General features: G+C 52.3%; 10 protein-coding genes. All 10 read left to right on the top strand.

Features of this window, described 5'->3' with window-relative positions:
- The first annotated feature begins 362 nt into the window (after window positions 1–362).
- The 10 genes from D0C36_RS20165 (at window position 363) to D0C36_RS20115 (ending at window position 14,813) form a co-directional block, all read left to right on the top strand.
- Window positions 363–1,781 carry an alpha/beta hydrolase family protein gene (locus D0C36_RS20165; RefSeq protein ID WP_117393481.1) on the top strand — a complete coding sequence of 473 codons (1,419 nt, stop codon included), beginning with the start codon at window positions 363–365 and terminating at the stop codon, window positions 1,779–1,781.
- The gene (locus tag D0C36_RS20160; protein ID WP_117393479.1) at window positions 1,778–2,815 is read left to right on the top strand and encodes a sensor histidine kinase; all 1,038 of its coding nucleotides are present in this window, start codon (window positions 1,778–1,780) and stop codon (window positions 2,813–2,815) included. The genes D0C36_RS20165 and D0C36_RS20160 overlap by 4 nt, the downstream gene beginning before the upstream one ends.
- Window positions 2,812–3,531: a LytR/AlgR family response regulator transcription factor gene (locus D0C36_RS20155; protein ID WP_199502066.1), complete on the top strand. Its 720-nt coding sequence runs from the start codon at window positions 2,812–2,814 to the stop codon at window positions 3,529–3,531. The genes D0C36_RS20160 and D0C36_RS20155 overlap by 4 nt, the downstream gene beginning before the upstream one ends.
- A gap of 442 nt (window positions 3,532–3,973) precedes the next feature.
- Window positions 3,974–5,653: a tetratricopeptide repeat-containing sensor histidine kinase gene (locus D0C36_RS20150; RefSeq protein ID WP_117393477.1), complete on the top strand. Its 1,680-nt coding sequence runs from the start codon at window positions 3,974–3,976 to the stop codon at window positions 5,651–5,653.
- A 494-nt stretch (window positions 5,654–6,147) separates the two neighbouring features.
- Window positions 6,148–6,597, top strand: a complete 450-nt coding sequence (locus tag D0C36_RS20145) for a ferritin-like domain-containing protein (RefSeq protein WP_117393475.1) — start codon at window positions 6,148–6,150, stop codon at window positions 6,595–6,597.
- A 1,123-nt stretch (window positions 6,598–7,720) separates the two neighbouring features.
- A complete protein-coding gene (gene katE / locus D0C36_RS20140) occupies window positions 7,721–9,934 on the top strand; it encodes a catalase HPII (RefSeq protein WP_233524529.1) in 2,214 nt (737 codons plus the stop codon).
- Window positions 9,935–9,985: 51 nt separating this feature from the next.
- Window positions 9,986–10,474 carry an ankyrin repeat domain-containing protein gene (locus D0C36_RS20135; protein WP_117393473.1) on the top strand — a complete coding sequence of 163 codons (489 nt, stop codon included), beginning with the start codon at window positions 9,986–9,988 and terminating at the stop codon, window positions 10,472–10,474.
- A 94-nt stretch (window positions 10,475–10,568) separates the two neighbouring features.
- Window positions 10,569–11,294, top strand: coding sequence for a DUF3891 family protein (locus D0C36_RS20130; protein WP_117393471.1), 726 nt, complete (start codon window positions 10,569–10,571; stop codon window positions 11,292–11,294).
- A 23-nt stretch (window positions 11,295–11,317) separates the two neighbouring features.
- Entirely contained in the window at window positions 11,318–12,874 is a 1,557-nt protein-coding gene (locus tag D0C36_RS20125; RefSeq protein ID WP_233524528.1) for a DEAD/DEAH box helicase, read from the top strand.
- 442 nt (window positions 12,875–13,316) lie between these two features.
- Window positions 13,317–14,813 (top strand): alpha-amylase, encoded by a 1,497-nt coding sequence (locus D0C36_RS20115; protein WP_117393628.1) that lies wholly within the window; start codon window positions 13,317–13,319, stop codon window positions 14,811–14,813.
- The last annotated feature ends 15 nt before the right edge of the window (window positions 14,814–14,828 follow it).

Raw genomic sequence — 14,828 nt, 5'->3', positions numbered from 1 at the left:
TACTGCCAACGCTTCCGTGATCTGTACCAAAGATAAGGGAAGAAGAACCCGTTCGTTAGTCATTGCCGATCGCGGTAAGGCGGCGGGCTTGACCTATATCAATTGTGGAAGCTGCAGGGTGCTTGCCGGGCATTTGATTTTACATGATATTTGAGCCCCGGACAATGATATCTGACGCTTATGTTAAACGATCGGAAGATCACTTAAACGTCACCGGTATTGCCTCAGACCATAACCTTTTATAAATCCTCAACAGAAATCAGGACGTTTCAGGCCGTTCATCCTTTTATTTGGCCACTGGTCATAATTTGCTTTTTAAGGAGGGGGCGTCTTAACATATTTACCGCAGCAAAATTAATGACATGAAAAAATCACTTATCCTTATCCTGTTTTTGTTGACCGCCGGCCGTCTCTGTGCGCAGAACTTCGCCGGTGACTGGTCCGGTACGCTTCAATTACCCGGTGATCACCAGCTCGCGGTCATCTTTCATATCCGCAACACAGGCAGCGGGTACACCGCTACCATGGACAGCCCCGACCAGGGCGCAAGCGGGCTGAAGGTCGATACGGTAAAGGTCAGCGGCGACCGGATCATACTGGAGGCCGGGCAGTTCAAACTGAAATACAGCGGAACGCTGGTCGCCGACAGCAACCTTGTCAGGGGCAACTTTACGCAGGGCACGGCGAGTCTTCCCCTGACCTTGTCGAACCATCCTGACGCCAATGCCGCTGCGAAAAAGGCCGCACTCCGCCCCCAGGACCCGGTCAGCTTTCCGTACCGGCAGGAAGAAGTTTCCTTTCCCAACAAAAAGGCGGGCATACGCCTGGCAGGTACGCTGACTCTTCCGCAAAATGGTAAAGCGCGTAAGATCGTGATATTGGTCAGCGGATCGGGACCGCAGAACCGGGACGAGGAAGTAAAGCAGTTTAATCACCGGCCGTTTTTGGTATGGAGCGACTTTCTGACCAGAAACGGCATCGCTGTACTGCGCTACGACGACCGGGGGGTAGCGGGTTCGACAGGCGAATTTGGCGCTGCGACCAGCGCCGATTTTGCGGATGATGCTGCCGCTGCACTCGATTACATTGCTTCGAGACCCGATCTGAAGGATATTCCGGCCGGCGTTATAGGGCACAGCGAAGGCGGCATGATCGCCCCGATGCTGGCAAGCGGTGATCAGCGTATTAAATTTATCGTGCTGCTCGCTGGCCCCGGTATACCCATCGACGAACTGTTAATGAAGCAATCCGCAGACCAGCTCCGTCTGAATGAAGCGCCGGCAGCGACGATTACCCGCACTCTGGCCTCTAACAGGGCCATTTACCAGTTTATGAAAGCCCATCCGCAACTTCCAGAAGCGCAACTGAAGCAACGACTGGATACGCTGATGCGCGATGAACTGCGGCGCTATCCTGCAGCTGACCTGCAGGGCCAGTCCCCGGAAACGATCGCCCGGCGGACAATTGCACAGGTTACTACCCCGTGGTTCCGTTATTTTATTACATTTAAGCCCGCAAATCACTTGTCAAAAGTAAAATGCCCGGTATTGGCACTGAACGGATCGCTGGATATGCAGGTTAACGCAGAAGCTAACCTGGCCGGGATCAGGATGTCTTTGCAAAAGGCGGGCAACAAACATTTCCGGACCATCGCATTGCCCGGGCTTAATCATTTGTTCCAGCAAGCCGCCACAGGCAGCACTTCGGAATATGCGCAGATCGCGGAAACGGTTAATCCTGCAGCCCTTAAAGCAGTGACGGAATGGATCAGTAGTTTATGAAGATAATAAGAAAAGATCATTTGTTCTGGCCTGTGCAGATCAGCGCCTGGCTTATCGCTGCGCTGGTCAACTTTATGGCGCAGCAGCGGCTCCCGATGAACCCAACGATACGGTATCTGAACAGCATCGGTCTTTTTGCCGGCGGTCTGATAGTGACATCTGTTTTCAGGTACTATGTTAAAAAATACGGGCCGGTCGCGCCTCCCCGGCCGCTTCGGGTGATTGCATTACTCCTGTTGGCGAGTTTCCTGCAGGCCATCACCTGGATACTGATCTATTTTGCGCTTTTCCTGCCGGTGGCCGGGGTACAAACTGTTCCCTATACAGAGATGCTGGTCAACCTCGTTCCCATGATGGCGGTTTTATTGGTCTGGAACCTCGGCTATTCAGGCTACCATCTGATCCGGCGTTATCACCGATCGGAAGTGGAAAAATGGCAACTCGAAGCAGAGGTGCAAAAAGCCGCCCTGGGGGCACTCAAAGCCCAGATCAATCCGCATTTCCTTTTTAACTCCCTGAACAATATACGGGCGTTGATCCTGGAAGATCCTCAGCTCGCCCGGGAGATGATCACCGGGTTTTCCGAACTTTTCCGTTACGCCCTGCAGTACAGTGAGCACAAAGAGGTCCGCCTTAGTGAAGAGATAAAGATGCTGGATGATTTCGTTAAGCTGCTCAAGATCCAGTATGAGGGTAAACTTCAATACACGATCAGCGCAGACCCGGCCACGCTTTACGAGAAGATCCCGCCCATGGTCCTGCAACTGCTGGTAGAAAATGCGGTCAAACACGGCATTGCCGTATCTTCCGGCGCCGGTGAGATCTCCGTGGAGATCAGTTACTCCGGCCGGGCGCTGTCGCTCACTGTAAAAAACACAGGGATCATGGCCAGGAAAAATGAATTGGAAGACAGCCTGGGTATAGGCCTGCAAAACATCCGGTCGCGTTTGGCCTTGCTTTACGGCCAGGATGCGTCACTGAGTTTTTCCGAGATCCCGCCCTTTATTGTTGTCGAAATCAGGATAAATAAATGATACAGGCCGTTATCGTCGAAGATTCGCGGCTGGCCCGGCAGGAATTGCGGGCTTTGCTCAGACACCATCCGGAGGTCGTAGTTACGGGCGAGGCCGGCGACGCTCAAAGTGCATTGGAACTCATCCGCAGTATCACTCCGGATCTCGTCTTTCTGGACATTCATCTGCCTGGCAAAAGTGGCTTTGAGATTCTGCAGGAACTGGAAAGTGTACCGGAGGTGATCTTTACCACGGCTTTTGATCAATATGCGCTGCAGGCATTCGAATATAACGCATTGGATTATCTCCTGAAACCGGTAGTCCCTTCCCGTCTCGCACAGGCGATCGGTAAAGTGACGGCCAAAACCGTCTCATCCGCAGGAAAGGCCGGCGCAGAAATACCTGGTGGGGAGCGCCGGATATTTGTAAAAGACGGGTCAAAATGCTGGTTCGTCCGGCTCGCAGATGTACGGCTTTTCGAATCGAAAGGTAATTACACGAGGATATATTTCGGGGACCAGCAGCCGATGGTGTTAAGAACGTTACAGCAGCTGGAAGATGGCCTTGACGGCAATATCTTCCTGAGGATCAACCGGCAACAGATCCTTAACACCCGCTTTGTGAGGTCCGTAAGTGCATGCCCCGGCCAGCGGCTGTTACTGGAATTAGCGACCGGCGAAACCGTCGAGGTTTCACGGCGGCAAGTTCAGCGTTTTCAAAGCATCTTCCGGCTTTAAAGGGCCGTTACGAAAATCACACGATAGTGCCACTTGGCCGGTGACACCGGCTTTCATTGTAGAAAACGCACCGAACCTTTCTGATGTTCCGGAGGGATCCGGCACGGCTTCCGAAGATCATTATTGGCCTGCAGATGTGCGGCCGGGTCATTTAAACCTTAGCAAAACTTTATGGGCCTGAAACGGGACCACGAAATGCTCAAAGATTGGTTTTTTATATAAAGATATATGTCAGATAAGCCGGAACTGATTTGGAGAGCGGGCGGAAAAACCTGCAGGTGAGCAGCAGTAAACAGTAATAATATTCGAAAACGCACTGATCTGGATACGCTTTCCGGCTTTGGTGCATCCGGAACCCGGCCCTATAGCGACTTTATGCGTAAAAAATGCGTAGCTTAAACGCATTCCCGGAAGTTGTGTATTATCTTTAGACATTACAACGATGTCATTTCACAAATTTCTGCTGTTGATCTTTTTTACGGTACCGTCCTCTTTACAGGTGCCGGCTACCGGCGACATGCGCCAGGCCAAAGCGGATTACGCTGCCGGCAGTTATGTGCCTGCCCTGCGAAAAGCGGTGACGGTTTACGGTAAAGCACTGCAATCCGGAAATGATAGTTTGGCTGCTGACGCAGGGAATCTGATCGGTTTGGTATACCTCGCGCAGGGCCAGGCATCGAACGCCATGCGCTATTTTCGCCAAGCGGCTGTTACGAACGCCGGTAACAGACAGTATTACCGGGTAGCAGCCAATCAGCTCAATATCGCCCAGGCTTTCTCCGATCTTAAGAGATCAGACAGCGCGCTCGTTTATGCGGGACGTTGTCTCGCACTTAGCCAAAAGATCGGGGCTTTCGATCTTGTTGCCATGGCGGCAAATCATTTAGGTGATTTTGAGTCGCACTTAAATCACCCCGCAAAGGCCGAACGGTATTTTAAAACCGTTATCACGAACAGCAAATTTCAGAGTGATTGGGAGAACAGCTTTGCTTACACCGGCCTGGCAAGACTGCGGTTCAACGCAAAAGACTTTCGCGCCGCCGGCGGGCTGGCGGACCGGGCTTACCGGCTGGCGGACAAAGTCGGTGCTAAATGGGACGCCGCACGGGCCCTTGACATTGCCCAGCAGGCTTACCATGCCGGAGGCGATCAGTCAGCGGCCTATGACCGGCTGCGCCTTTTTAAAGCTTACAGCGACAGCCTGACCTCGGTCGACAAGACCCATGAATCAAATCTGTTGCAGATCCGCGAAAAGACCATGGAGAATACAGCGCTGCAAACCCGTACCAGGCTGGATGCGCAACAGTCGAAGATCGACCATTTAGTGATCATTATATCTGCACTTGCAGCCCTGTTACTAGGCGCAATTGTTATTTGGACGCTGAGGCGCAATCAGCGCGCAAAGCGTCAAAATATTGGCCTGGTTCAACTCAATAAAGAAAAGGACCGCCTGTTCTCTATTATTGGCCATGACCTGCGAAGCCCCTTTGCCACACTTCAGACCACTATGCAGCTGTTAAGTTCAGGTGATCTCAGCCATCAGGAAGTGGCCGGCATTTCAAGGCAATTGACAGATCAGTTGGAAGCAGCGTCCATTATGCTGGATAGTTTGCTGATCTGGGCAGGTAAACAACTGCAAGGTATGACCGCCCATCCGCAACAGCTGGATCTGCCGGTCAAAGTAAATAAGGTGATAGCTCTATTGACGCCTGGCGCGGAACGCAAGAAAGTCCGGATCAAACATCATTTTAGCGGACTGCGAAAAGTTTCAGGCGACCCCGACCACGTCAGGATCATGATCCAGAACATACTAGCGAATGCGATCAAATTTACGCCGGAAGGCGGAACAGTCGAAATCAGCTATCTCTCAGGGGGCAAAATCATTGAAATGCGGATCAGCGACACCGGAGTGGGTATGCCGGCCGAAATTCTGCAAACTATCCTTTCATCCGCATCACCGAACCGCTCCACATACGGTACAGCAAATGAAAAGGGAATTGGCCTGGGCATGTTACTGGTACGGGATTTTGCACATCGAAACGGGATCGGCCTGGCGGCGGAAAGTGATCCCGGAAAAGGGACAACATTCCGCCTGACGTTCAGCTGCATTGATACAGATTGAGGTGATTGCGTTCATCCCGCGCGAAAGGAAGCTCACTAGTTTTAAAGACGTCAGCAATGGATTTATCCTCCGGGTTCCCGGGACAATTGAAGTTCGTTTTTACCTGAGGGTCGGTTTTGCAATGAGAAGCGGATTATAAATACCTTTCCGCTCTTAACCAAATACCCGGAACTACAAAATATGGTGTGGGGGTTTCAACAAATTTTATCAGATCAAAATAGCCCTTAAATATGAACAAAGCAGGAAAATAGCGGTCGCTGCATCGGCAAGATCTAATTTAAGAAGCTTACCTTACGGCTTGATGTCCTTTGTTAACGCTGAAAATTTCAGTCCATACGCTAAGATTGAAAATTCTTTTAACAGGTTTTCTTTAAAAAGGCCGGTTTGTGTCAACTGATCGGCCTGTAAAATATTTTCTTATAAAGAGAAGAATTTACACAGCGTTGGCATGATATTGGTTTTAGAACAAGCCTACCTTAAAAAAGAAAAATATTATGGCAACTAGTGAAGCAACAAGTGTATTGAACGATCTGATCGAGATCAACAATGACCGCGTAGCGGGTTTTGAAAAAGCGATCGCTGATATCAAAGATGAGAACATTGACCTGAAAGCCGTTTTCGAAGGATTTGCGGCTCAAAGCCGTAAGAACGGCCAGGAACTGGCAGCACTGGTGGGCTCACCGGATGAAGTAGAGACAGGCAACAGCGTGAGCGGCACTTTGCACCGCGCCTGGATTGATGTGAAATCCCTTTTCGGCGGCAGTGACCGTGCGAGCATACTGTCAGAAGCTGAACGTGGCGAAGATGCTATTAAAAAAGCTTACCAGGATGCCCTAAACGGTGGTGACCTTTCAGCTGATGCAGTTGCAGTCGTATCGGGCCAGGCCCAGGAGATCAATGCAGCGCATGATCAGATCAAAGCATTGCGGGATGCCGCAAAATAATGGTTCATGTTTTATGAGAAGCCGCCCCAGGGGGCGGCTTCATTGTTTTTATCACCATGGAAAAGCACGGAGAGGAAACGATCTGCCGCGAATTACTCCGGTTTTGATATGACGTCGTCAGCGCTGGAAAATGGTTAAGAACACAGGAATCAAAGAAAGCCGGCTCCAACAGCGGCGATGGTGCACCCACCGACCATAAATGCGGGGAACATATTTTCAGGACGGGGCAAAAAATAACTGGCCGCGCCCGGTTAAAGCGCATGCAAAGGCGCACGGATATGTCAAACGCTACACGCAAAACCTGAACAACCCGAAGATTCTACCGGAATCATTCTCTTAAAACCGGTGACACGAATACCGTAAAAACTAACGATCATGGCAACAAAGACGAAAAAAGATCCCTGCTGGTCAGGGTACAAAAAAGAGGGAACAAAAAAGAAAGAGGGTAAGACCGTACCCAACTGCGTAAAGACTACCTCTAAAAAGGGATGATCTGTTTATTGACAAATCATCATGCAAATACAACGGAACTTCGGGCAGCGACTAATAGACAAACCAACCTGCCAGGCAGGGAGATTTCCGGGGAGCCTTTAGCCCGGTACCGGTGACGATCCCGGAGGCAGTCCAAAGAACATCGTGCTGACCCGGAGAGCAATGAAAAAAGCGCGCAGTTCAGCTGCGCGCTTTTCGTTTAAAACCCTTCAAGCCACTAAATGGAGGGGTTGATAAAAGCGTTCTCCGGTTGGCCACCACCGGATGTGGCATTGCAAATCCATATTTGTCCGAAGTTTAAGCTGAAGCAGTCAATCCGAACGCTGCAACCGCAGCGCTGATGCCCCTCCGCATAAGTTTTCCGATTTAATTAAATATTCCGGAACAATTGATCTTCAGGAACGTTCAATAAACGTCCGCTATTCTGAGATCCCAGCCGTTCCCTTTTTTTTCTATGCGCGGACTTCCATTCAATTTTAAAACGCTATCTATGAACAACCAAACAGGGGAACCTTATTCAGCATGACAGCACCACCCGCGATGGTGCAATCCTTTGCCATAAAAGCGGGAGATGAAAAGTCCGGAACGGATACCGCGGCGGGCGGCCATTCAGAGGAAGGAGTATATCAGCATGGCTAAGAAAAAACCATCACCGAAAATGGCTACGGAAGCGGCTGTTGATAAAAAACTGGCCGCGCAACCTGAAAACATAAAAACCGAAAGCCTTGCGCAGCATACGGCGGATGCGGCAGGCGAAAAGATGACAACCAACACGGGGCTTCCGGTCAATGATGACCAGAATTCGCTGAAAGGAGGTGACCGGGGACCGTCACTGCTGGAAGATTTTATCCTCCGGGAAAAGATCACGCATTTCGACCACGAACGTATTCCTGAGCGCGTCGTGCATGCACGGGGTTCGGGCGCCCATGGCGTTTTTAAATTATACAAGCCCCTCGCGGAATATACAAAAGCGGGTTTTCTGAATGATACGGAAAACGAGACGCCGGTGTTTGTCCGTTTTTCAACGGTAGCCGGATCCCGGGGATCTACCGACCTCGCGCGCGACGTAAGGGGATTTGCGGTAAGGTTTTATACGCAGGAAGGGAATTTTGACCTGGTGGGTAACAATATGCCTGTATTTTTTATACAGGACGCCATCAAGTTCCCTGACCTGATCCATGCCGTCAAGCCCGAGCCGGACAACGAGATCCCCCAGGCGGCATCGGCGCACGATACGTTCTGGGATTTCATATCCCTGACGCCGGAATCGGCTCACATGATCATGTGGGCGATGAGTGACCGCGCCCTCCCGCGGAGCTACCGGATGATGGAAGGCTTTGGTGTACATACGTTCCGGCTGATCAACGCCGAAGGCAAGGCCAGCTTTGTGAAGTTCCACTGGAAGCCCCTGCTTGGCGTGCATTCGGTGGCCTGGGACGAGGCGCAGAACATTTCGGGCAAGGACCCGGACTTTCACCGCCGTGATCTGTGGGATGCGATCGAGGCGGGCGCTTTCGCGGAATATGAACTTGGTTTGCAGATCATTCCTGAAGAGGACGAGTTCAAGTTCGGTTTCGACCTGCTGGATGCAACAAAGCTCGTACCGGAGGAACTGGTACCGGTACAGCGCGTCGGTAAACTGACGCTGAACCGCAACCCTGATAATTTTTTCGCCGAGACCGAGCAGATCGCCTTCCACCTGGGACACATTGTGCCGGGGATCGATTTTACGAACGACCCGCTTTTGCAGGGCCGCCTGTTTTCTTATACCGATACGCAGCTCACGCGCCTCGGCGGGCCGAATTTCCAGGAGATCCCGATCAACCGCCCGGTCGTTCCGGTGCATAATAACCAAAGGGACGGCTTCATGCGGCAAACCATCAACCGCGGTAAGACCAGTTACGGCCCCAATGCCCTGGGGAATAATGACCCGCAGCAGGTAAAAGCTGCCGACGGTGGGTTCACTTCTTACCAGGAACGGATCGAAGCGCGGAAGGTCCGCGCCAGGAGCAAGAGTTTCTTCGACCATTTCAGCCAGGCCAGGTTGTTCTTCAACAGTCAGTCAGAGCCTGAAAAGAACCACATTACCGATGCGCTGAGCTTTGAACTGGGAAAAGTTAAAATGCTTGCCGTAAGGGAACGCATGCTGGGCCTGCTGATGCAGATCGACAAAGGTCTGGCTACACAGGTTGCTTATAATTTAGGTATGCACCTGCCCAAAGAGATACCCGGTAACAGAAACATACCGGCCGACGGTGATCCCGCAGCTTATCAGTCCGTGCAGGCAGAAAGTACGGTAGCGGTATCTCCGGTCCTGAGTATGGCGGGTACGCTAAAAGACACGGTCAAAAGCCGTAAAGTAGCGATCCTCGCCGCCGATGGCGCCGATGCCGCGTCATTGCGTATAGTGAAGGACGCTTTGGAAGCTGAAGGCGCGGTCGCAGAGGTCATCGCTCCTAAAATGGGCGTGATCACAGCAGCAGACGGAACGCAGATTCAGGTCGACCAAAGCTTCCTTACAGCAGCATCCGTCCTCTTTGATGCGGTGTACGTCGCAGGAGGGATCAACGCGGCGGCTTCGCTCGAAGCTGAAGCCAATGCCGTTCACTTTCTGAACGAGGCTTTCAAGCATTGTAAAGCGATCGCAGTGTCCGGTGATGCTCATCAGTTATTGGAGGCGACCTATTTCAGCAAAAAACTTTCCGGGCACTACACGGAAGAAAATGTATTGAGAGAAGGTGTGCTGGCCGGCAAGGCGGATAAAAAGTTTTCTGCCCTGTTTATTAAAATGATCGCGCAGCACCGTTTCTGGGAACGCGAGAAACCGAGACTTATCCCTGCTTAACCAGCTTTAATTACGGCCCGCGCGTTTGCGCGGGCTTTTTAACTTGCTTTTATGAATGACATGACCGGACAACTGATCGCCGCTGCCCGCAGTGGCGATACCAATATGATAAATACGATTACCGCCGCCGGCACCCCGGTGGACGGGCGTGATGAGAAAGGTTACACCCCGTTGATCATCGCATGTTACAACAACCGGCCGGCAGCCGCAAAGCTGCTGATTGAATCAGGTGCAGATGTTGACGCTGCGGACTTTGGCGGGAATACTGCACTAATGGGTGCTTGCTTCAAAGGTTATGCAGAGATCGCGGAATTATTGCTGACAAGCGGTGCCGGCATTGACCGGCAGCACGGCAACGGCGGCACGGCCCTGATGTTTGCGGCCATGTTTGGACGCAATGACCTGATCAGCATATTGCTGCGCCATGGCGCGGCAGTCGGCATCACCGATGCCCGCGGTATGACCGCTCTGGATCTGGCTGCCCAACAGGGAAATGAAAAAGGTATTGAACTGATGGAAGCTTATTTCGATGCTTCATAAACATCCCTGCGCCGTCGCCGGAATATGACAAAGCAAAACATTGCAGCAAAAAAATGCAGATTTCCGGGCGCCGGGCTTATAAAATCAACCAGAAATGATCGTCAATTATACTGAACAGGGTTGGGAGGTCATCTCCCAGCGGGCGCACGGCCTTTTGTCGGCAGCTATCGCCGAAGCCTGGCACGATGATGTCCGGGGCAGGCGCTGGATAGAAACGCTGATCGCCACCGCCGAACATGATGATGCGCAGACGGAGCTGGAATCAGGAAACCTCCTGACGGAACGCGGCGGGCCGGTAAATTTCGCCATGCGTAAAATGGAACTTGCGCATTGTGAGGCGACCATGCGGCTTGCTGTCAACAAAAGCACCTATATCGCCCTCCTCTGCGCCAGGCATCTGGAATTCCTGTGTGCAGGCGACGGAGCTGCCGGCCCTGAAGTAAAAGCGTTTATGAAAGCGCAGGCCGCCCAGCGTGCGGCGCGGCTGAAGACCGCGGGAATGAAGGCCGGAGAGCTTGAAAAGGACTACGCCCTGCTCCAATGGTGTGACGCGCTATCTTTACTGCTGTGCCGGGGGATGATGCAGCCGGAAGGCCGCGCCATGGAGATCAGTAAGGGGCCGGACAAGCTTTCCTACAGCCTGCTCGCCGGAAAAGACGGTACGCTTTGCGTATCCCCCTGGCCTTTCCGCGAACCGGCTGTCACGCTGTCTTGCGAAGCCAGGCGTATTCTGCAGCTGACCTTTGCCGATAGCAGATCTTTTAAAGAAGCTTATCTGAACGCCGGTCCCTTTAACAAAACATGGGTGTTCAAAAAATAAACCCGGTCACCAACTTAAACCAAATGATGGAAGAAAAAACAAAGACAACCAGCCGGCCGGACCAGGTTCACGCAGGCGGCTTATATCCTTACCAGGAAAGAGACCTGGACGTTCTGTTCGGCAAAATCGGCCGGGCCCGCGCAGGTGAACGGTTCCTTTACCAGTTACCCACAGGCGGCGGGAAGACCCGGATCTTTGCCGGGATCGCCAAACGATTTACCGCGCTGACCGGACAGGGCGTGATGGTGCTTACGCACCGGAAGGAACTCTGCAGCCAGACCTCCGCCGTACTCAGGAAGCTCGGGGTGAGCAACAAGATCATTGACAGTTCATCCAGGCGTTCCTTCAGGGGGCTGCATCAGGACTGCTTTGTAGCGATGGTCGAGACGCTCAGGAACCGCATCAAAGATGGTCTTATTGATCCGGGCCGTGTCGGGCTGGTGATCATCGATGAGGCGCACCACAACTCATTTCATAAACTACTGGACAGATTTAAGGCGGCGGTCGTTATCGGGGTGACGGCCACGCCTTTCAGCTCGAATGCGGATATGCCCATGTACAAGACCTACCGGGAACTGATCGTCGGAGAGAGTATTGCCGGGCTCATCGCTTCCGGGCACCTGGCCAAACCATCGAACTGGCGGTACGATGTGGAACTGAACTCATTGTCCAGGGGCATCAACGGCGACTTTACGATCAGTAGTTCAGATGCCCTTTACTCTTCCCCTGCCATGCTCGACCTGTTACTCCACGCTTATGAGGCGCATTCAAAAAATAAAAAGACACTGATCTTCAACAATGGTATATTCACCTCCCGGGAGGTTTATAAGTTATTTAACGAGGCCGGCTATCCGGTCAGGCACCTCGACAACCATACTCCGCCCCCGGAACGGGCGGAGATCCTGAAGTGGTTTAAAAAAACAAGAAACGCCATCCTGACGTCTGTTTCTATTCTTACGACCGGTTTTGACGAACCTACCGTCCGTACGGTGATCCTGAACAGGGCAACCACTTCCATCACGCTGTATCATCAGATGATCGGCCGCGGCGCAAGATGGCTGCCGGAAAAAAAAACATTCACGGTCATCGATCTGGGCAATAATACCGACCGCTTCGGGGAATGGCAGGCACCGCTTGACTGGCAAACTATCTTTGAAAGACCCGAAGCTTTTGCAGAAAGTCTGCATTATCATGCACAGGGTGAAACGCACGCGATACCGGCAGATCTGCGGGAAAAGTTCCCCAATACCCTGCAAATGGGATTCGATGTACAGGAAGCTTTCCGGAAAGCCCTCGAAAATAAGCAAAAAGGCAGCCTTGTTCTCAGGGCATCGCTCAGACAGCATACGATCATGTGCATAGAGAACAGTGCGTCTGCAGAAGATGCGTTAATGCTTGCAGGAGCGCTCCAGAAAGAGATCGGCTGGCGGATCAGGCAGTACGCCAAATGCCTGGGCAAAGTGACCAAAAACTATACGGAATGGCTGGCAGAGGATTACAGGTCAAAACTCACTACCATGATCACAAAGCTCATGCAGCGCCGTACAGCAGGCCGGGAGGCAGGACCAATGTCGGCCTGAGCGCTATTCCGGTTCGATAAAGAAGTGTTTGTATTGCGGGTAAAGTTCCTGTACCCGGCCCCTGAGCGAGCGGATCAGGCCGGCCACTTCAGCGCCGGGGAGCTCCGGCCTGAACTGCACGTGCAACTGCAGGATCCGAGCCTTTTGCACAGCAAACCAGCCTGGATGATTATTTTGTCAGCTACCAGCTTCACGCCTACACCAAATACCCTAACAAACAGGCGGTCATTTATTCGCGTCTTTTTGAGTGTATCCTTGATACTTTCCACGAAGCCGGCGTCGAGATCATGTCCCCGCATTTCTACGCGTTGCGCGATGGCAGTAAGGTAAATATCCCCGAAAACAGTCCGTCCGAAAAGACTGAGGCGTAACAGGCACATCCGGCAAACATTGAAGGCTGTGCGCGGTTATCTGCATGCCGCAGCAAGCGGCCTTTATACTTATGGAAAATTTTACAATGCTGCAGTTCTTCGAATGGTATTATCCGGCGGACGGCACTTTATGGAACCACTTCAGGGATGAGGCGGGCAGGCTCAAAGCAATGGGCATCGAATCGGTATGGCTCCCTCCTGCGCACAAAGGCATGGAAGGCAGGGAATCGGTCGGTTATGATTCTTACGATATTTATGACCTCGGTGAATTCGATCAGAAAGGTTCTGTTCAAACGAAATATGGCAGCAAACAGGACCTCACCGATGCGCTCGCAGCTGGAAAAGCGGCAGGCCTCCGCGTGTACTGCGACCTGGTGCTGAACCATATGGGCGGCGCCGATGAAAAGGAAACCGTTACAGTCAGGAAGGTTGAACCAACGAACAGAAATGAATTTATCAGCGAACCTTACCAGATAGAGGCCTTCACAAAGTTCACCTTCCCGGGCCGGCAGGGTAAATACTCCGCATTTACCTGGGATTATCATTGTTTTTCCGGGGTGGACTGGGATGCGGGTAACGAGGAAAGCGCGATCTTCAGCATCCAGAACGAGTACGGCGAAGGCTGGCAGGACGTGATGGACGATGAGAATGGCAACTTCGATTACCTGATGCTCTGCGACATTGATTTCCGGAACCCCCATGTGCGCGAAGAACTTAAACGCTGGGGCAAATGGTTCTTTGACACGGTAAAAATGGATGGTTTCCGCCTGGATGCGATCAAGCACATGGACCCGGGCTTTTACAACGAATGGCTGGACTTTATGCGAACGGAAACCGGCCGGGAACTGTTTACGGTCGGCGAGTATTGGGCGCCATATGATCTGCCGGCTATGCTGAACTACATTGATGCCACGGGGGGAAGAATGTCGCTTTTTGACGCGCCGCTGCAAGCTCACTTTCACCACGCTTCCAGGTCGGGTTCGGATTACGATTTGCGGACGATCTTTGATGGTACGCTCGTACAAAGCAATCCGCTGCTGGCCGTCACGCTGGTGGAAAACCACGACACCCAGCCGCTCCAGTCGCTTGAGCAGCCTGTCGAACCCTGGTTCAGGCCTATCGCCTACTCGCTGATCCTGTTGCGGTCGGATGGTTACCCCTGCCTGTTTTACGCTGACCTTTACGGCTCGCATTACAAAGACACCGGAGGGGACGGTAAAGACCACAAGGTTACTTTGCGTAAGGTGGAAGAACTGGAAGCGATGCTGGCCGTCAGAAAGTCTCTGGCTTATGGTGAACAGCGCGATTATTTCGACCATCCCAATTGTATCGGATGGACAAGAAGCGGCATACAGGAAAAAGAGGGATCCGGCTGCGCGGTCCTTATTTCAAACGGCGAAGCCGGGAACAAGTTCATGGAGATCGGCCGGCACTTTGCAGGGCGGACGTTTACCGATGCATTGGGTAAAGTGCAGGAGGAAGTGAACGTGAATGATGAGGGCTGGGCGGAGTTCCGGGTGCAGGCGGGTTCCGTCAGCGTCTGGGTTCTCAAAGACGGGAACGCCTGAAAAAAACATGCATAA

It is taken from the genome of Mucilaginibacter conchicola, from assembly GCF_003432115.1.
Lineage (GTDB): Bacteria > Bacteroidota > Bacteroidia > Sphingobacteriales > Sphingobacteriaceae > Mucilaginibacter > Mucilaginibacter conchicola.
Note: the sequence above shows the minus strand (reverse complement) of the source record. Positions and strands in the feature narration are given on the sequence as shown.